The organism is Kingella oralis (genome assembly GCF_014054985.1).
GTDB classification, from domain to species: Bacteria; Pseudomonadota; Gammaproteobacteria; order Burkholderiales; family Neisseriaceae; genus Kingella_B; species Kingella_B oralis.
On the sequence record NZ_CP059569.1, the window covers coordinates 1,352,789 to 1,372,421 of the forward strand.

The following is a 19,633-nucleotide window of genomic DNA, read 5'->3' on the forward strand; positions in this document are numbered from 1 at the left end:
TAGCTGCGCTGAACTGCGTTTCAGGCTGCCTCAATGGAACAGCGACGGCTCGTTAAACAGTATTACGCTTACAACAAATAGGCAGCCTGAAAATGCAAAACCGCTTGGTGTTCAGCCAAACGGTTTTTTTTACTGGATAGATTAACTTTCAGGCTGCCTAGTCCATCGCATCCGTTTACCACGGCCACCCTCTCCCCTACGTCCAGCCGAACGTAGCATTCTTTTTTCGGGAAAAAGCGTGCGCTTGTCCGACGACGTGCGCAGCACGGCTAGTTCGCACGCGCCGAAAAAAGGATGCGCAGTGAGGGAAATCTGCGAAGCAGACCTGCACGTCGGGGTCGCCTTTCTTTTGCTTACTTTTCTTTGGCGAAGCAAAGAAAAGGAAGTGCCCCGTCGGCACGAGACGCATGGTTAAAACTACACCCAAAGCTAACCACAAAGCACCAATCATTTTCAGGCTGCCTTTAAGTAAACAAAGGCAGCCTGAAAACCATCCCCAGCACAAAAAACATTTCAGGCTGCCTTATGGAACAAACCCAAAGGCAGCCTGAAAACATCCGTCAATGCTTACGCTTCAACGCTTTGCAACAATTCCTGCAATTCCCCCGCCTCAAACATTTCCGCCAAAATATCCGCCCCGCCGATAAATTCACCTTTCACATAAAGCTGCGGAATCGTAGGCCAGTTGCTAAATTCCTTAATGCCTTGGCGCACTTCATCGTTTTCCAACACGTTCACCGTGGCAAAGCTCTCGCAGCCTGCCGCTTTCAAAATTTGCACCGCGCGAGAAGAAAACCCACATTGCGGAAACTGCTTCGTGCCTTTCATAAATAAAACAATCGGATGCGTGGTAACCACTTCTTTAATCTGCTCTTGAATGCTCATTGTTGTGTCCTTTGATAGGGTGTGAAAAAACCGCGATTATAGCGATTTTTCAGGCTGCCTGTGTTAAGATTTGCCCCCTCTTTTTAACACAACGAGCATCCCCATGACCCACCGCATTCTCACGGGCGTAACCACCACAGGCATCCCCCATCTGGGCAACTATGTAGGCGCAATTCGCCCCGCCATCCGCGCCGCCGCGCAAGACAACGCCCAATCCTACCTCTTTCTCGCCAACTACCACGGCATCATCAAATGCCACGACCCAGCGATGATAGCCGAATCCACCCGCGCCGTCGCCGCCACATGGCTCGCCTGCGGTTTAGACACCGAACGCACCACGTTTTACCGCCAATCCGACATCCCCGAAATCCTAGAACTGAACTGGATTTTAACCTGCATCACCGCCAAAGGCTTGATGAACCGCGCCCATGCCTACAAAGCCGCTGTGGACAAAAATATCGCCGAAAATCAAGACCCTGATTACGAAATTGAAATGGGCTTATACAGCTACCCCATCCTGATGACCGCCGATATTCTGATGTTCAAAGCCAACAGCGTGCCCGTCGGGCGCGACCAAATCCAACACGTTGAAATGGCGCGCGACATCGCCCAACGCTTTAACCACCGCTTTGGCAAAGAAATTTTCGTGTTGCCCGAAGCAGCGATTGATGAAAACGTGCAACTGCTGGTGGGGCTGGATGGGCGCAAAATGTCCAAATCCTACGGCAACACCATCCCGCTGTTTCAAACGCCCAAGCAACGGCAAAAATCGGTGAACAAAATCGTAACCAACCTGAAAGAACCGGGCGAGCCCAAGCAAAAAGACGAAAGCCCGCTGTTTGAAATCTACCAAGCGTTCAGCACGCCCGAAGAAACGCGCGAATTTGAAAAAATGCTCAACGAGGGCTTGGCTTGGGGCGAAGCCAAAAAACTGCTCGCTGCCAAAATCGGTGCAGAGCTAGACGACAAAACCGATGTGTACAACGATTTGATTGCCCACCCCTCTCGCATTGAAGACATTTTGCAAGCGGGCGCAGCCAAAGCCCGTGCCGAAGCCAAAGAATTGCTGGCAGAAGCCAAAGACGCAGTGGGCATTCGCACACTGAAATAGTGTTAAGCTCCTGCTAGGCAGTGCGCTTGTTTTTACCCATGCTTGCCCCATTTTCAGGCTGCCTCTGGCTAATGCAATAGGCAGCCTGAAACCCTAAACCTCACATTCATAAGGAAAAACCAAAATGGATCAACATCACAAACTCATTATTCTCGGCTCCGGCCCCGCCGGCTACACCGCCGCCATCTACGCCGCGCGCGCCAATTTGCAGCCCGTTATCATCACAGGCATGGCGCAAGGCGGGCAGCTGATGACCACCACCGAAGTGGACAACTACCCACCGTTTCCCGATGGTGTGCAAGGGCCTGAATTGATGGAGCAATTTTTGAAACACGCTGAACGTTTCGGCACGCAAATTGTGTTTGACCAAATCAACAGCGTGGACTTGCAACGCCGCCCGTTCACGCTCAAAGGCGACATGGGCGAATACACTTGCGATGCGCTGATTGTGGCAACGGGTGCGTCTGCCAAATATTTGGGGTTGCCCAGCGAAGAGACTTTTGCAGGGCGCGGTGTTTCCGCTTGCGCCACTTGCGATGGCTTTTTCTATAAAGGTCAAGACGTTGCCGTGGTGGGCGGCGGCAATACGGCGGTGGAAGAAGCCTTGTATCTTGCCAACATCGCCCGCAGCGTTACCCTAATCCACCGCCGCGACACGTTCCGCGCGGAAAAAATCATGGTAGAAAAACTGATGAAGCGCGTTGCCGAGGGCAAAATTATCCTGAAAACCAACGCGCAGCTTGCCGAGATTTTGGGCGACGACGCGGGCGTAACAGGCGCGCGCTTGCAAAACAACGATGGCAGCAGCGAAGACATCGCGGTGAAAGGCGTATTCATCGCCATTGGACACCAGCCAAACACCGAAATCTTCAAAGGGCAGCTAGACATGGATGCCACGGGCTACCTGATTACGCGCGGCGGCAACGAGGGCAACACAGGCGCCACCAATATTGAAGGCGTTTGGGCGGCGGGCGATGTGAAAGACCATGTGTATCGCCAAGCGATTACCAGCGCGGCAAGCGGTTGCCAAGCGGCGTTGGATGCGGAACGCTGGCTGGATAGTCAGGCATAAGCGCACAGGCAGCCTGAAAACCATTTTTGCGGTTTCGGGCTGCCTTAGCGTTTTAAATATACGGCGTAGAGTGCATGGCAAAAAATCATGCGCCCTTGTTTGCCAACCCCAAAGGCAGCCTGAAACGCCCTATCCCTTTTCAGGCTGCCTATTCCCCAAAATCCGAAACCTTCGCCAACCCTGCAACCGATGGAGCGTCAGCAGCTTACCGACCTATTTTCAATCAACCCAATCATGTTGAATCAACTATTTGGCGACGAGCCGTCGCCGCTCCATGTTAGATTTCAGGCTGCCTCATCCCCGCAATCCCTTCATACCCATCATGCCCCAAACCCTTATCCTGCAATCGCCCCACCTCGCCCGCGCCGCGCTGCCCATCAGCCGCCACTATTTTGACCTGCCCGCCACGCTGCCTAACGACATCCTGCGCCTGCCCACTCATGGCGATTACCCCCGTCTGCCCGCCGCAGCCGCCGCTGAATTTCAGCAACAGCAAATTGACTACGCCCTAATCCCCGACACGCCGTTTGCCGCGTTAAAACTGGTAGTCAGCGATATGGACAGCACCTTGATTACCATTGAGTGCATTGACGAAATCGCCGCGAGCGCGGGGCTCAAAGACCAAATCGCCGAAATCACCGAACGCGCCATGCAAGGCGAATTGGACTTTGAACAATCGCTGCGCCATCGCGTCGCCCTGCTCAAAGGGCAGCCTGAAAACCAGCTTGCCGAAGTGTATGAACACAAGCTTGCGCTCGCGCAAGGCGCGGAAGAATTTATCCGCGATTGCCAAGCGCACGGCATCAAATTTTTGCTGGTGTCGGGCGGTTTCACTTATTTCACCGAGCGCCTGAAAACGCGCTTGGGGCTGGATTGGGCGTTTGCCAACCAGTTGGAAATTGCCGATGGCAAGCTCACGGGCAAGGTGTTGGGCGATGTGATTGACGCGCAAGCCAAAGCCAATTTGCTCAACCAATACCGCCAAGCCATCGGCGCAACGCGCGAGCAGGTTTTGGCGATTGGCGATGGCGCAAACGACATCCCGATGCTGCAAGCGGCAGGCTTTGGCATTGCCTATCACGCCAAGCCCAAAACCCAAGCCGCTGCCAGCGCGGCGATTAGCCATCACGGCTGGGAAGCGGTGCGGCGGTTGTTTACATGATTTCGCATGTTAAGGCAGCCTGAAACGAAGTTCAGCGTAGCTAAAACACCCATAACGTCATCCCCCATCTCTTAACCATCAAAAGCAGCCTGAAACCATGACCCGTCTCGCTTACTACCGCCGCCAAATCCGCCAACTCCTTATCCTGTGGGCAAGCATTGTTGTCCTGTTCTCCGCCGAACGCGCCTTGATGTTCCTGCATTTTGTGCCCAGCAGCATCCGCAGCCAGCCGAATCTGGAAACTGCGGCGCTGTTTAGCAAGGGCTTGCTGTTTGATATTAAAGTCGCCAGCATCACCATTGCGCTGCCGTTTTTGCTTGGGCTATTGAGCCTGCTGCATCCCGCTGCCAGCCGCCTGTGGCAACGTTTTCAGGCTGCCTTATTGGCGGTGCTGTTCGCCATCGTTGCCGCCGCCGCGATAGGCAACTGGTTCTATTTTTCGGTGTACGGGCATCAGTTTGACGTGTTTATGTTTGGCTTGTTTGACGAAGACACCCGCGCCGTGGTCAAAACCATGTGGTCGGACTACCCCATTATCCGCGGCTTCATCGGCTTAGCCGCCGCCATCGCGCTGTTTGCATGGCTGCTCAAACGCAGCACCCGCCGCATCAACCCGCAAGCCGCCGCGAGCAAAGGCGTATGGTTTGCCGCCGTTTTGTTGCCGATTATCGCGCTGGCCATCGGCATTCGCGGCTCATTTGGCAAATTTCCGCTGCGCCAATCCGCCGTGTATATTTCCGCCGTGCAGCAAATCAACAAGCTCGTGCCCAACGCGCTCACGTCTATCAGCTGGGCATGGAACGACTACCGCAACAGCAGCCATTTTGCCCCCGTGTCCGAAGCCGATGGCGCGCAAATCATCAGCCAGCTCATCGGCAAAACCAGCAACGCCGATTTAAACCAATTCATCCACACCACGCCGAAAAACCCTGCCGTGGAGCAGCATCAGCCCAACGTGGTCTTCGCCGTGATGGAAAGTATGAGCGCGCATCTATTGGCGTTTGACAGCCCCGAGCGCAACCTATTAGGCAGCCTGAAAAACCATTTTCAGCAAGATTGGGTGTACCACAAATTCGTTTCCGAAGGCGATGGCACCAGCGACAGCCTGCACCGCTTCTTTATCCGCTCGCCGCGCAACAACATCAGCCAATCGCTCGCCAAAAACAAACCCTTCCCCACCAACCTGTTCACGCCCTACAAAAAAGCAGGCTACCGCATTGTCTACATCACCGCAGGCAACGGCGGCTGGCGCGATTTTGACAACTTTATCCGCAACCTAGGCGCAGACGAAATCGTTGACGAAAACAGCATCAAAACCCGCTATCCGCAAGCCGTTTCCGCCACATGGGGCATCCCCGACGAATACATGTTCCGCTACGCCGCCGATGAACTCAAACGCGCCGAACAAGACGGCAAGCCCGTGTTTATCATGCTGCTTTCCATCACCAACCACCCGCCCTACCAACTGCCCGCCCCGCATCAACGCCAAAACTTCCACCTCACCGCCCAAGAGCAAAGCCGCCTATCCAGCCTAGCCCAAGGCGACACCCTCAACGAAGTGTTCAACACCTACAAATACAGCAACGACCAGCTGGGCAACTTCGTCAGCCAAGTGAAACAAAACAGCCCGCACACCATCATCGCCGCCACGGGCGACCACAACATGCGCGCCATCAGCTATCCCGCCTTGCAAGACACCGCACTGGGGCACGGCGTGCCGTTTTACCTGTACGTTCCCCCAGAATACCGCGCAGGGGCGCAATACCAACCCGAGCGCGCAGGCTCACACAAAGACATCGTCCCCACGCTGTACGCGCTCAGCCTGTCGCAAGCCCAGTATTACCAAACAGGCTGCAATCTGACCGCCCCCGCCGAAACCGCCGACAACCCATTCTGCGGCTACGGCTACAACCCCGAAGTCATCCTCACCGACCACGGCTTTTACAACACCAAAAACCAGCAATACCGCACATGGCAAAACGGCGACACCCTAACCGCCAACGCCCAGCCCAGCACCCCCAGCGCCGCCGACCAGCAAATCATCCAGCAAGCCATCGCCAACAGCCCATTTTTGGAATGGCAGCTAAACCGCATTGTGGCAGGGACAAAATAGCGCGGGGGCTACGCTTGTTGATTTGGCACACAAGCAAGGCAGCCTGAAAACAAAATGGAGCGTCGGCGGCTCGCCGACAAAACCATCCAAGCAGTAAACACCATTTTCAGACTGCCCAAATGGCTTGGCTTAATACCCCCCTTATTCCATACAACAACGGCAGCCTGAAAACCCATCCCCCATCCCCCCGTTTTCAGGCTGCCCCAACATCCCCCAAAGGACCCCCATGAACATCAAACTCATCGTCGGGCTGGGCAACCCCACCGCCGAATACGAACACACCCGCCACAACGCAGGCTTCTGGTTTATCGACGAACTGGCATGGCAATGGAAAGCCCAGCTCAAAAGCGAAAAAAAATTCCACGGCGACATCGCCCGCGTCGCCCAGCCCCAAGGCGACGTGTGGCTGCTCAAACCCGACACCTACATGAACCTATCAGGCAAAGCCGTCGCCGCGCTTGTCCAGTTCTACAAAATCCAACCCGAAGAAATCCTAGTCGTCCACGACGAGCTGGACATCCCCTGCGGGCAAATCCGCTACAAACTCGGCGGCGGCAACGGCGGGCACAACGGCTTAAAAGACATCCAAGCCAAACTGGGCACCCCCAATTTCTACCGCCTACGCCTCGGCATCGGACACCCAGGCGATCGCAACCTTGTGGTCGGTTTCGTGCTTAGCAAACCCCCAGCTTCTGAACGCCAACTGATAGACAACGCCATCGCCAAATCCCTCCAAGCCATGCCCGACATTATGGCAGGCGATTTAGAAAAAACCGTGCGCCATTTGCACAGCAAGTAACGGCGGTAAGGCAGCCTGAAACCCAGTTTAGCGAAGCGAAAACCGCTTCCAAACCAGCGTTTCAGGCTGCCATTAACATTCCCACAATGGAGTGGCAACGGCTCGTCGCCCAATCCGCCAAACAATATCGCCATTTAGCTTTTCAGGCTGCCCTCCCATCCACCCGCCACCACAAAGGAAAAACCATGCCCCTCACCGACACCGAAACCGCCGGTCTGCTTGCCGTCAAAGGCGTGGGCAAAACCGTGCTACAACGCTTACAATAAATGGGCTTGGACGATGTAGCCAAGCTGGCTGCGGCAAACCCCGCCGATATTTTGCAGCAGGGCGCGGCAATCACAGGTTCAAGCTGCTGGAAAAACAGCCCGCAAGCCAAAGCCGCCATCACCGCCGCCGTGGCTTGGGCGCAGGCACAGCAAGGTAATAAGGCAGCCTGAAACGAAGTTCAAACCGCATCCAAACAACCGTTTCAGGCTGCCGCTAACACGCCCACAATGAAACGGCGACGGCTCGTCGCCCAATCCATCATTTAGATTTTCAGGCTGCCTTTGGAGAATGAGGCAGCCTGAAAAAACAAAACCGCTTGGTGTTCTACCATGCGGTTTTTTACTAAATCTAGATAGATTGAATTTCAGGCTGCCTAATCCATCGCAAATGTTGGATGCTACTGCCCCTCCCCTACGTCCAGCCGAACGCAGTATCCTTTTTTCGGGAACAAGCATGCGCTTGTCCGACGACGCGCAAAGCGCGGCTAGTTCGCACGCGCCGAAAAAAGGATGCGCAGTGAGGGAAGTTTGGCGTAGCCAAACCTTCACGTCGGGGTCGCCTTTCTTTTGCTTACTTTTCTTTGGCGAGGCAAAGAAAAGGAAGTGCCCCGTCGGCATGAGACGCATGGTTAAAGCCAAACGAATGCTAACCACAAAGCACCAAACCAAAGCATGATGTGCGGAGCAACGCCCTTTCCAACAAAATCCATTCAAACTTCGTCAAACTTCATTTCACCCAGCCTCATCCCACCCCCCAACCCCTACAAAATCCCCCTGAAACCCTGTAAAATCCGCCCTTTCCACACATCGCAACTCTCTTAAATATCATGTACTTCATCCTCATCCTGATTTTAATTGCCGCCCTCGTCTATCTTGTTTACAAACAAACCCAAAGCGAACGCCAATGGCAAGCCGAGCTTGAACAACACCAAAAAAACCAACCGCGCTACAAAATCATCGACGGCTACCAACCCGAACCGCAGCCCGAGCAGCTGGAACTCCCCGTAGAAATCGAACCCGAGCCGGAAGCCCAACCCGCGCCCACCCTCCCCAACAACGGCATCGCCTTCACCCTTATCGACGATGCCGCCGAAGCCTCCGCGCCCGCCGCCGAGCAAACACCCCCCGCGCAACAGCCCGAAAACGTCATCACACTGGAAGAAGCCACCCGCAACATGCTGCGCGCCGCTGCCACCCAAGCCGCCGAGCAGCCCGAAATCCTGATTGACCACCGCTTCCAGCACGCCGAACCCAACGAAACCGCCGAACACAACCACCCGCACGAACCGCAAACGCAGCCTGAAAACCCGCAAGACGAAGAAATCCACCTAGATTTCAGCGCCCTGCACACCTATGCCCAACCGCACGCGCAGCCTGAAACCCAGCCCGCCCGCGCCGCCGAAATCATCACCGCGCAAGAAGCCACCCGCCTGCACCATCACACCCTAAGCGCAAGCGAAAACCCCGTCGCCCCCGATGTAACCGTCATCGAAGACAACCGCACCCCGCAAGACGAAGTGAACCGCCTGCTGGAAAACAACTTTATCGCCGCCAGCCAAACGCAGCCTGAAAACGAACAAAGCGCGCTTTCGCACAACCCGAACCACGGCGAAACCGAAATCATCCTGCCCGCCGCCAATTTGGAAACCATCGATTTCAGCGACATCCAAGACAGCCTCGCCAAACAGCAAACCGCCCGCCGGTTAAAACAACAAGCCGAGCAAAACGCCCTTGCCGGCAACCTCGCCCCCCTGCCCGAGCCGCAACCGTGGGCAAGCACGTTTGACGACAAACGCAGCCTGAAAACCATCCCCGAGCGCGAAATCTGGGCAAACCTCTCCCACACCGATACCCCCGCCGCGCGCAAACATCAAGCCGAAAATGCCCCCCGTTTCACTACCCAAGCCAACCGCCTGCCGCTGCCTGTTGCTGAAAAAAGCCAAGTCGCATTTCAGGCTGCCTCTGCACCCATCGCCAGCGTTGCCATCCCCGCGCCCACCATCGTTGAGCCCAGCCCGCTGCCCGCGCCCGAAATCATAGAACCCGCCAATTTTTACCAAGCGCAAGCCGCCGAAACCCGCAAGCCCGAAGAACCCGAAGCATTCGCCGGCCGCTTCTGCGCGCCCGATGCAGCCAACTATCCCGCCCGCCATGCAAACCCAAGCGAAGCAAGCCTCACCGAAGCCGACTTCGCCGCCTACTACGCCCAACAAGAGCAGCCTGAAATCGACCCCGACCAAGGCTATGTGCTGCCCCCGCTCAGCCTGCTTTCCCCCGCGCAACACAACCCCGAAGCCGTGCAATCGCAAGAAGAACTGCTGGAAAACAGCATCACCATAGAAGAAAAGCTGGGCGAGTATCGCGTGAAAGTCAAAGTGCTGGATGCCTACGCGGGCCCTGTGATTACGCGCTACGAAATCGAGCCCGACGTGGGCGTGCGCGGCAGCTCGGTAACCAATTTGGAAAAAGATTTGGCGCGCAGCCTAGGCGTAACCGCCATCCGCGTGGTGGAAACCATCCCAGGCAAAACCTGCATGGGGCTGGAATTGCCCAACCCCAAACGCCAAACCATCCGCCTGCGCGAAGTGTTTGACTCGCCCGCGTTTGCCAGCAGCCACAGCAAACTCACCCTTGCGCTGGGCGAAGACATCACGGGCGAGCCCGTGGTAACCGACCTTGCCAAAGCCCCGCATCTGCTGGTGGCGGGCACCACAGGATCGGGCAAATCGGTGGGCGTAAACAGCATGATTTTGTCCATGCTCTACAAAGCCACGCCCGAAGACGTGCGCCTGATTATGATAGACCCGAAAATGCTGGAACTTTCGGTGTACCAAGACATCCCGCACCTGCTCGCCCCCGTGGTAACCGATATGAAACACGCCGCCAACGCGCTCAATTGGTGCGTAAACGAAATGGAAAAACGCTATCGCCTGATGAGCCATGTGGGCGTGCGCAACCTGGCGGGCTATAACGAAAAAATCACCGAAGCCGCCGCGCGAGGCGAAAAAATCGCCAACCCGTTCAGCTTCACGCCCAACGACCCCGAGCCGTTGGAAAAACTGCCGTTTATCGTGGTGGTGGTGGACGAGTTCGCCGATTTGATGATGGTGGCGGGCAAACAAATTGAGCAGCTCATCGCCCGCTTGGCGCAAAAAGCCCGCGCCGCCGGCATACACCTGATTTTGGCCACGCAACGCCCCAGCGTGGACGTCATCACCGGCTTAATCAAGGCCAACATCCCCACCCGCATCGCATTCCAAGTGTCCAGCAAAATCGACAGCCGCACCGTGTTAGACCAAATGGGCGCGGAAAACCTGCTGGGGCAAGGAGACATGCTGTTCCTGCCCCCCGGCACAGGCTATCCGCAGCGCGTGCACGGCGCATTTGTCGCCGACGAAGAAGTGCACCGCGTGGTGGATTATTTGAAACAGTTTGGCGAGCCCGATTACGTGGAAGAAATCCTGTCGCCCGAGCAAGCCGAGTTCAACTTTGACGGCAGCCCCAACGGCAGCGGCAGCAGCGAAAAAGACCCGCTGTTTGACCAAGCCGTCGAAGTCATCGTGCGCACGCAAAAAGCCACCATTTCCTCGCTGCAACGCCATTTGCGCATCGGCTACAACAAAGCCGCCACCATCATTGACCAACTGGAAGCCGAAGGCATCGTTTCCGCCGCCGACCATGCGGGCAAACGCAAGATTTTGGCGCGCAAAGGCGATGATTGACGGGATAGGCAACCTGAAAACGCTTTTTGTTTGAGCTTCGCTCGTTTTCAGGCTGCCTCACTTTATTAAACAAAGGAACGCCAAATGCCCAAATTTCTCAATACCAGCGCCACATCCTATTATTTAGAAGAGTTAATCAAGCAAGCCAAAGAACGCCTGTGGTTAATTAGCCCTTATCTCAAATTCAGCGACCGTATCAAAGAACTGTTGGAAGACAAAAACCGCATGAAAATTGACATACGGATTGTGTACGGCAAAAGCGAATTACAGCCTGCCGAAGCCAACTGGTTGAAAACTCTTGATTACGTTCGTACCAGCTACTGCGCCAATTTGCACGCCAAATGCTACATCAGCGAAGGGGCGTGCATCATTACCAGCCTTAACCTCTACGAGTTCAGCCAAATCAACAACAACGAAATGGGCATTTTGCTCATCCGCCGCGATGATGCCACCACTTACAAAGAAGCCTACGACGAAGCGCAACGCATCATCCGCATCAGTGAAGAAGTCAAAATTTCATTGGATGTGGTAGAAAAAACCGAAGAATTTGCCGAAGAAAGCAGCGACAAGCAATACAACCACCTAACCGCCGCCAAACTTGCCGAAAAATGGGGTATAGATACCGCCGAATGCAACAAACGCCTCTGCGCCGCAGGCTTGCAAGAGCTACAAGGCAAGTCCTATCACCTCACCGAAAAAGGCAAAACCGTAGGCGGCATCGTTAAAAAAGGCAAGTTTGGTTATTTCATTGTTTATCCAGAAGATTTAACTCTATAATCCTTTTCAGGCTGCCTCCCCATTATCCCCCAAAGGCAGCCTGAAAACCACCTCACTCACACCACCACATGAAAACACCCTTCACCCTCCTCACCCTAGCCACCCTCACCGCCTGCCACCCCCAATCCCACGCCCCCAACGCTGCCTCCACCGCCATCGCCAGCAGCACCGCCCCCGCCCACAAACCTTGCGGCAGCCTGAAAACCGTGCAAACCGCCGACGAGCTATTGCAGCAAATCCGCGGCGAACTGGGCAGCAGCTGCCTGTTTGACCTCTCCGCCGCCGAGCTGGAAGCCGCGTGGGGCTTGAAAGTGTTTGACTACCGCAACCAAAGCGAAGAACAGCGCGACGCGCAGTTTGAAGCAATGCTCGCCTACGACCAAACCCAAACCGCGCTCTACATCAAACGCCTGCCGCCCAGCCCCAACGACTTCACCTACAACCACACCGACGAAATCCAAATAGCCAAAAGCAGCGGCAAACGCTACAACCTCGGCGGCGACAGCAATCAATACGCCCTGCCCGCAGGCTTCCCCCCGCCCAACGATACCCGCCGCCCCGAAGAAATCAAACCCACCTTGTGCGCGCAAAAATCGCCCAAGCCCAGCGATTACCAGCCCTTCGCCTTCCATATCTGGACCAACCCCGAACACCGCGCCGACCTGCCCCAGCTGGTGATTTTCGCCGACGGCTGCGGCGCGCCCGAAACCATCACCGTCTATCGCCAAGCCCTGTCAGGCACCTACCCGTTTTACTGCACCGATTTGGCGCAATGCACCTCTCCCGCCGCCAGCGAAGCCGCAAGCAATACCGGCGCGCCCTAATTTTTGTTTGCACAGCATTTCAGGCTGCCCCAGCAATCGCCAAGGCAGCCTGAAATCTATGCAAAATCGGCAACCGATGGCATTTCGGCGGCCCGCCGATGTTGCCACCCCGCAAAACCCTGTCGGGCACACCATCTGGCAATCAATCGTTGCCGCTCCATTATTTAAATTTCAGGCTGCCCTAGAACACGCTAAGGGCAGCCTGAAACGCATTTTATGTACGATTCGTACACGGCGAACATTGCCGCCCTATCTTATTTTTTATTTTAATCAAGCATTAAGCGCGATTAGCGATATTCCGCCGTCCAGCGAATCGCATCAATCGCCGCGCCAATATTGGCAACGGGTTCGCGGTTCAGCCCTTGCTCCAACGCGCATTGCGCCACGGCACGCGCCACGGTTTGCGAAAACTCGGTTAATTGCGCAACAGGAGGCAGTACCGCCGCGCCGGCAACATCGGGGTTCACCAAGCCGCTGAGTGAATGGGCGGCGCGGGAAATCATTTCATCGCTCACGCGCCGTGCATTGGCGGCGAGTACGCCCAAGCCCAAACCGGGGTAGATGAGCGCGTTGTTGGCTTGCCCGATGGTGTAGTGCACGCCGTTGAAGAACACGGGGTCGGCGGGAATGCCCGTTGCCACAAGGGCTTTGCCTTGCGACCATGCGATGAGGTTGGCGGCGGCGGCTTCGGCGAGCTTGGTGGGGTTGCTCAATGGGAAGATGATGGGGCGCGCGGTGTGCGCGGTCATGGTTTCTATGATTTCTTGGGTGAAGGTGTTGGGGCGGGTGGAGGTACCGACCAAGATAGTGGGCTTGATGGTTTTGACCACGGCGGTGAGGTTGGTGAGCTCGGCGGCGTTGGCAAATTCGCTGCGGCGGCGGGCGAAGGGGCGTTGCTCGGGGGTAAGGTCGTTCATGTCGTCAAACAGCAAGCCTTGTTTGTCCACCAGATAGAAGCGGGCGCGGGCTTCGTTTTCAGGCAGCCCTTGGTGCAGCATTTCGGTATAGACGCGGTGGGCGATGCCGCAGCCTGCCGTGCCTGCGCCAAAGCATACATAGGTTTGGTCGGCAAGTTTTTCTTTGCTGATGGCAAGTGCGCCGAGTATGCCTGCGAGGGTGATGATGCCTGTGCCTTGGATGTCGTCGTTGAAGGTGGCGATGCGGTCTTGGTAGGTGTGCAGCACGTTGGCGGCGTTGCTGCGCCCGAAGTCTTCCCAATGCAAATAGGGTTGGTGGAACACGCGCTCGGCGGCGTTCACAAAGGCATCGACAAATTGGTAATACGCTTCGCCGCGCAGGCGTTTTTGGCGGTTGCCCAGATAGAGCGGATTATCCAGCAGGGCTTGGCGGTCGGTGCCGACATCTAGTACTACGGGCAGCACGCTTTCGGGCGGGATGCCTGCGGCGGCGGTATAGACCATAAGTTTGCCGACGGCGATGTCTACGCCGTTGCAGCCCCAATCGCCGATGCCTAAGATGCCTTCGGCATCAGTGGCGACGATGAGGCGGATTTTGCGCCCGTCTGCGGCGCGGGTGAGAATATCGGCGATGTCGGCTTGGTTGTCGGGCGACAGGTAAACGGCGTTTTGCGGGTTCACAAACAATTCGCTATATTGTTCAATGCTTTGGGCGATAACGGGGTCGTACACAATCGGCATCATTTCTACGATGTGTTGCCCGAATAGGTGGTAGAACAGGGTGCGATTGGTGTTGAAAATTTCCATCAGGAATTGGCGTTTTTCCAGCAGCGTGGGCTTTTGGTTGTAGTGCGCATAGGCTTGTTGCGATTGCTGGTCTATGGTTTGCACGGCGTGGGGCAGCAAACCTGTTAGCCCGAGGCGTTGGCGTTCTTCGTGGGTAAAAGCGGTGCCTTTGTTGAGAAAGGGGTTGTTGAGGATTTCGTAGGCGGATTTCATGGGACGCTCCTTGCGTGGTGGTTGGATTGCCGATTGGCGCGGGGATTATAGCGCGGGGCGGAGCGGGGGAATGTTAAGGCAGCCTGAAAACGTATAAACCCGTTTTCAGGCTGCCTTTGGCTTTGCTGGCTTAGGTCAAATGCCCGTTGTGCGGTTGCAGAGCGGGCGGCACTTGGGCGACGTTGAGCGCGGTCAGAATTTCGCGCTCCACGAGGCGCACCAGCGAATCGAGCGGCAGGTTGTTGTCTTGCCGGCCGAACGGGTCTTCCAGCTGGGCGCTGAGCATATCCAGCCCAAGGAACATATACACCAGCCATGCCACCATCAGCGGTGTCCACAGCCCGAGCGCGGCTTCTAGCCCAAAGGGGAGCATGATGCAGAAGCTGTGAATGGCGCGGTGCAGCAGCACGGAGTAGGCAAAGGGCACGGGGGTGCTGGCGATGCGGTCGCACCCTGCTTGTATCATGCCGAGGGTGTTGAGATGGGCGGAGAGATGGGTGTAGGTGATGTCGCTGATTTCGTGTTGGCGGTGGGCTTGGATAAGGTCGTATTGGATGTGTTCCAGCGCGTATTGCGGCGGGTTGATGTGGGTGGCGAAGGCTTCGATTTGGTCGGCTTGCATTTGCCCGTATTCCAGAAACAGCTCGGGGTGGGCGGTTTGGTAGCGCAGGCGGTCGCGCAGCAGGTGGGTGAACACGATGACTTGGCGCAGGATGAGCTCGCGGCGGGCGTTGGGCAGGATTTGGCTTTCGCGGATAAGGTGGCGTTGGGTGGCGATGAGTTGCCCCCAGAGTTTGCGCCCTTCCCACCAGCGGTCGTAGCTGGCGTTGTTGCGAAAGCCGAGAAATAGGGAGAGGACGATGCCGAAGATGGTGAAGCCGACTACGGGCGGGGTGGGCAGGTGAAACCAATGGTTGTGCGCGCCGATGCCCAGCAAGAGCGACACGCTCGACAGCAGCAGCATGGCGGGCAAAACTTTGGGGAAGATGGTGCCGCGCCATGCGAATAGGAGGGCGAGGGTGTTGGTTTTTTTGCGGATAATCATGGTGGTTTGTAAAGTGTGGGGGATGGGTTTTGGTTTTATTGAGGCAGCCTGAAAATTAAATTGTGAGCTGCTGATGTGCTGTTTTGGGTTTCAGGCTGCCTTTGGGATAACGGTATCAAATCAAACGGCGTGCGCAGCGAGGCTGCACACCCTACGCGCTTTCTCCGGCAGCCGAACAGGTCGATTCTGATGCCATCAGCAGACGGGACGGGATGCAGGATCTGAATTGGTCGCCATTCATTGCCTATCCTTGCACTTCAATACCTTTACTGCGCAGATTTGCCAAGCATTCGGCAAGGTAATCATCATCGTGTTCGGCATAAATCGGGCTGCCGATAGGTTCTTCCGCCAAATCGGCATATGGCGGGCAAGTGTTGCCGCGATGGTTTTTATCGTGCCATGCGGGATCAGGCCGGTAGCCGCGCCGCTGCATTTCGTCCATGATGAGGACGTGATAGGCATAAAGCAGATAGGGGCTGTGGGTGAAGACGTAGTTCACGGTGGCGTGCGGCCGGCCCCAGCCGTTACCGCGCAGGGCGGCGCATTCTCGGTGTTGGCCGAGCAGTTGGGCACGTGGGAGTTGGGGGATAAGGGTTTGATGCCATAGGCGCATGATGGAGTCTCCGTAAAAAGTGCAGGCTGCTTTTGGGTAATGGAAAAGCAGCCTGCACATCGAAATATGCAGGTTGCCTGTCGTTTCAGCCGTTGAACAGCCAAGGTTGGCTTTGACGGCGCTGCCCAGCAAGAGCGACACGCTCGACAGCAGCATGGCGGGCAGGACTTTGGGGAAGATGGTGCCGCCTCATGCGAACAGTAGGGCGAGGGTGTTGGTTTTTTTGCGGATAATCATGGTGGTTTGTGGGGTGGGAAATGGATTTCAGGCTGCCTTAGTTTGCACACGTTAAGGCAGCCTGAAAACGTGTTTGCGTGCTTTGCGCCAAGCCTAATCAATGACGGCTGCTTTTGCCGTAGCGGCGTTGGTCGGTTTGGTCGGAATAGCTGCCGTCTTTGATGCGCACGCGGCTGTTGCTGGGCGTGCTGCTGGCGTTGGGCGTGAGTTCTTTGCCGTAGTCGCGGAATTGTTGCACTTTGCGGTCTATGTTTTCTTTGACCACTTCGCTGTCGTCGCGGTCGTCGTAACTGCCTTTGAGGCGGCGGATTTGCGCTTCGGGCGAGTTTTTGTCGATATCTATGCCTTGCTTGGCGGCGGTGCGGTTCACAAGGGTGCGCACGGCGGGGATTTGGTACGCGCCAAACAGGGCGATGGCGATGAGAACGAGCCAGATTAGGGTTTTGATTTTTTGTGGGATGTACATGGGGATTCCTTTGGGGGTGGGGATGGGTTTAGTGTGGCACGCGGGGGGTTGTGTGGTTTTCAGGCTGCCTTTTGGGAAAGCCTAAGCCTATGGTGCATTTCATTCAATGAGGCTGTGCGGGTTGGCAGGGTGTCGGCGAGCCGCCGACGTTTCATTTTCAGGCTGCCTTTGGGCAAGGCTTATAGGCAGCCTGAAAAGCTATCCGCCCTTCTATTGCCAAGCTATGCCGTATTGTTCGCCGCGCTTTTTGGCGACGAGCCGTCGCCGCTCCATTTCGTTTCAGGCTGCCTGAATGCTAACCGGCGGCTGCGGCGTGTGCCTTTGCGCGCGCTCTAACTGGCGATGCAGCGCAGTGTGGCATTCGGGCAGCAGCTCGCGCATCATGTTCAGCTGGCGGGTGAGCACTTGGGCTTGAGTGGCGTGGCTGTCGCATTCGGCGGCGGCTTGCAACTGCGCCAGTTGGTTGTCCAGCGTGTTTAAGGCAGCCTGAAATTGGCTTTCGCTGCTCTCGGCGATATTTTGCAGGATTTGGGCGATTTGGTTGGCGGCGGGGTAGAACGCGGCGAGAAATTGCTGTGTGGCTTCGCTGTCGGTTTGGATTTTGTCGCGGTAGGCGCCCAGTGCGGAAATGTAGCTAATCAGGGAATAGTTGATTTTCAGCAGCATAAAGCCGTCTTCCAGCTTGTCGCGGTGTTTATCGGCTTCGCTGGACATATCGGATAACACGCTCGACAGCGCGGCGGCTTTGTCGTGGCTGGTGCGGCGGGCGGCGCGGTAGGCGATGTCTTCGCGGATGCCGTGTTGCAGCTCGTCCAACACGGCGGTGAGGTAGCCCGCGTTGCTTTGGATGGCTTCGGTGCTGGTTTTTTCCAGCGAGATGTATTTCCAATCGGGCCACAGGCAATACACGGCAACGCCTGAAATCAACGCGCCGAGAATGGTGTCGATGATGCGCGGCACAAAAAAGCCTGCCACGTCAAAGCCCATAATGGCAAAGTTCATCATGGCTTGGATGGTGATGAAAAAGATGGAATAGCTGTATTTGTTGGTGCGCGAGTAGAAAAACAGGCTCACAAAAATCACCGCGATGGCGAGCTTGTCCACCAGCGTGAGCGCGAACACGGGCAAAATTGAGCCAACAAGCACACCGCCGAGTGTGCCGATAATGCGGTGCAGCAGGCGGCTTTTGGTGGCGGAATAGTTGGGCTGGCACACGAACACGGCGGTAAGCAATATCCAATAACCGAGGCTTAAATCGTTGTCGTTTAGATGCTGGCTGTTGATAAGGTGCACCACAATGCAGCACACGCAGGCAATCACCGCCATGCGCACGGAATGGCGGAAAACGGGCGATTGCGGTGTGAGCTGTTGTTTAAAAATTTGCCATGCGGTTTTGAAATTGTTGTTGTCCAACGCTTGAATGCGGGTTTGCTCGGTGGAGGTGGTAAGGTCGCGCACATCGGGGTTGCCGAGTTGGGCGAATTGCTGGCTGATGCGGGAAAGGTTGTCTAGCAGGCGTTGCACGCTGTATGGCGATGCGCCGTTGCCCGTATCGTGCGCGGCGTAGTAATCCAGCGATTGAATCGCACCTTGGGTGGCGCGGGCGAGTTTGGGGAAGTCGGTGTATTCGGTGTTGCGGCGCAGGTTTTGGGCAAATTGTTGGCAGGCTTGGGCTTGCAGGCGGATGAGCCGTTGAATGCGGTAGATTAGGTCGGTGTGGCTCATTTGCTGCGTGAAGGTTTGGTAGTGCATATGGCTGGCGGACATCCGCTCGTGGATGTCTTGGGCGATAAAGTAATAGCGCAGCATTTTGGCGGTGCGCGGATGGCGGTGCTGCCCGCGCATACGGTAAAACAGCGCGTTGCGGCAAAGGTTGAAGCTGCTGATAACACGGCTGTTGGTCATGGCTAGCTGGATTTGCTGTTGGTCGTGTTCGCCGATTTCATCGGGGTCAAAAAAGCTGGCTTTGCTGTTCAGGTAATCGGCAAGGGCATCGTAGGCTTGGGCGATGTTTTCTTGCACGGGGCGATGGGGGAACACAAGATGCGCGAGCAGGGTAAACAGCGTGTAAAGCAGCGTGCCGATGATGATGAGCAGCGTGTTGAGATAGGGCGCGGCGTGCGGGTCGTGGGTGAGCGTGGTGTAGATGGCAACGGCAAGCGTGCCAAAGGATACGGTGCGATAGCGCGTACCCGCTGCGCCCAATAGGGTGAACACAAACGCAATGGCGGTGAACGCGATGGGCAGGGCGATGGGGTTGTTAAACGTGAACTGCACCGAAAGGGAGCTAATGGCAAACGCTATCACGGCAAACATCACGTTTTTAAACTTGCCTGTGAGCCCGTTATCCAAATCCACCAAGCCGCCTGCGATGATGCCGAGAATCAGCGCGGCGAAATATTGTTCCTTGTTAAACCGCCATACAAAATAGGCGCACAGGCTCGCGCTGATTAACACGGGCAGGGTGTTGATAATTTTGGTGTTAATGGCAGGGGTTTTCATGGCGGGAATGGAGACGAATAGAAAGCGTGTTAAAAAAGGTAAGCATTTTAACGCTAAATAACACGAGTAGGCAGCCTGAAAATGCAACTCCCCCGTTTCAGGCTGCCTCTATTTGATTTAAAA

General features: G+C 56.0%; 17 protein-coding genes and 1 pseudogene. 12 read left to right on the forward strand and 6 right to left on the reverse strand.

What is annotated here, in order from left to right:
* Positions 1-407 precede the first annotated feature (407 nt).
* The gene (locus H3L93_RS07340; RefSeq protein ID WP_003794679.1) at positions 408-551 is read left to right on the forward strand and encodes a hypothetical protein; all 144 of its coding nucleotides are present in this window, start codon (positions 408-410) and stop codon (positions 549-551) included.
* Between the two features lie 16 nt (positions 552-567).
* On the opposite strand, the gene grxD is transcribed toward H3L93_RS07340, so the two are convergent.
* On the reverse strand, positions 568-885 hold the full coding sequence (gene grxD, locus H3L93_RS07345) for a Grx4 family monothiol glutaredoxin (protein WP_003794676.1): 318 nt from the start codon (positions 883-885) through the stop codon (positions 568-570).
* Positions 886-988: 103 nt separating this feature from the next.
* Here grxD and trpS point away from each other — a divergent pair, with 103 nt between their 5' ends.
* The 10 genes and pseudogenes from trpS to H3L93_RS07395 all read left to right on the forward strand — a co-directional run bounded on the left by trpS (position 989) and on the right by H3L93_RS07395 (position 12,731).
* Positions 989-1,996 carry a tryptophan--tRNA ligase gene (gene trpS / locus H3L93_RS07350; protein WP_003794674.1) on the forward strand — a complete coding sequence of 336 codons (1,008 nt, stop codon included), beginning with the start codon at positions 989-991 and terminating at the stop codon, positions 1,994-1,996.
* Between the two features lie 124 nt (positions 1,997-2,120).
* Complete coding sequence (trxB, locus tag H3L93_RS07355) at positions 2,121-3,068, forward strand: thioredoxin-disulfide reductase (protein ID WP_003794672.1); 948 nt, start codon at positions 2,121-2,123, stop codon at positions 3,066-3,068.
* A 74-nt stretch (positions 3,069-3,142) separates the two neighbouring features.
* Positions 3,143-3,349: a hypothetical protein gene (locus H3L93_RS07360; RefSeq protein ID WP_003794671.1), complete on the forward strand. Its 207-nt coding sequence runs from the start codon at positions 3,143-3,145 to the stop codon at positions 3,347-3,349.
* Between the two features lie 41 nt (positions 3,350-3,390).
* Complete coding sequence (gene serB / locus H3L93_RS07365; protein ID WP_040558154.1) at positions 3,391-4,230, forward strand: phosphoserine phosphatase SerB; 840 nt, start codon at positions 3,391-3,393, stop codon at positions 4,228-4,230.
* A 97-nt stretch (positions 4,231-4,327) separates the two neighbouring features.
* Positions 4,328-6,343: an LTA synthase family protein gene (locus H3L93_RS07370; RefSeq protein ID WP_003794667.1), complete on the forward strand. Its 2,016-nt coding sequence runs from the start codon at positions 4,328-4,330 to the stop codon at positions 6,341-6,343.
* 226 nt (positions 6,344-6,569) lie between these two features.
* Positions 6,570-7,142, forward strand: coding sequence for an aminoacyl-tRNA hydrolase (pth, locus tag H3L93_RS07375; RefSeq protein WP_003794665.1), 573 nt, complete (start codon positions 6,570-6,572; stop codon positions 7,140-7,142).
* A gap of 185 nt (positions 7,143-7,327) precedes the next feature.
* Positions 7,328-7,579, forward strand: a pseudogene (locus tag H3L93_RS07380) (recombinase RecA).
* Positions 7,580-8,235: 656 nt separating this feature from the next.
* A complete protein-coding gene (locus H3L93_RS07385; RefSeq protein WP_003794658.1) occupies positions 8,236-11,130 on the forward strand; it encodes a DNA translocase FtsK in 2,895 nt (964 codons plus the stop codon).
* 84 nt (positions 11,131-11,214) lie between these two features.
* Entirely contained in the window at positions 11,215-11,907 is a 693-nt protein-coding gene (locus H3L93_RS07390) for a phospholipase D family protein (protein WP_003794657.1), read from the forward strand.
* Positions 11,908-11,975: 68 nt separating this feature from the next.
* Positions 11,976-12,731, forward strand: coding sequence for a hypothetical protein (locus H3L93_RS07395; protein WP_003794653.1), 756 nt, complete (start codon positions 11,976-11,978; stop codon positions 12,729-12,731).
* Positions 12,732-13,018: 287 nt separating this feature from the next.
* Here H3L93_RS07395 and H3L93_RS07400 read toward each other — a convergent pair whose 3' ends face one another.
* The 4 genes from H3L93_RS07400 to H3L93_RS07415 form a co-directional block, all read right to left on the reverse strand.
* Positions 13,019-14,647: a malolactic enzyme gene (locus H3L93_RS07400; protein WP_003794652.1), complete on the reverse strand. Its 1,629-nt coding sequence runs from the start codon at positions 14,645-14,647 to the stop codon at positions 13,019-13,021.
* Positions 14,648-14,777: 130 nt separating this feature from the next.
* Positions 14,778-15,692, reverse strand: a complete 915-nt coding sequence (locus H3L93_RS07405; protein ID WP_003794650.1) for a bestrophin family protein — start codon at positions 15,690-15,692, stop codon at positions 14,778-14,780.
* Positions 15,693-15,936: 244 nt separating this feature from the next.
* Entirely contained in the window at positions 15,937-16,305 is a 369-nt protein-coding gene (locus H3L93_RS07410; protein ID WP_040558369.1) for a TIGR02328 family protein, read from the reverse strand.
* Between the two features lie 334 nt (positions 16,306-16,639).
* Positions 16,640-17,008: a hypothetical protein gene (locus H3L93_RS07415; protein WP_003794647.1), complete on the reverse strand. Its 369-nt coding sequence runs from the start codon at positions 17,006-17,008 to the stop codon at positions 16,640-16,642.
* A gap of 121 nt (positions 17,009-17,129) precedes the next feature.
* Between H3L93_RS07415 and H3L93_RS07420 the strand changes: the two genes are divergently transcribed.
* A complete protein-coding gene (locus H3L93_RS07420) occupies positions 17,130-17,300 on the forward strand; it encodes a hypothetical protein (RefSeq protein ID WP_155802995.1) in 171 nt (56 codons plus the stop codon).
* On the opposite strand, the gene yccS is transcribed toward H3L93_RS07420, so the two are convergent.
* Entirely contained in the window at positions 17,288-19,510 is a 2,223-nt protein-coding gene (gene yccS / locus H3L93_RS07425; RefSeq protein WP_003794645.1) for a YccS family putative transporter, read from the reverse strand. The genes H3L93_RS07420 and yccS overlap by 13 nt on opposite strands.
* Positions 19,511-19,633 lie beyond the last annotated feature (123 nt).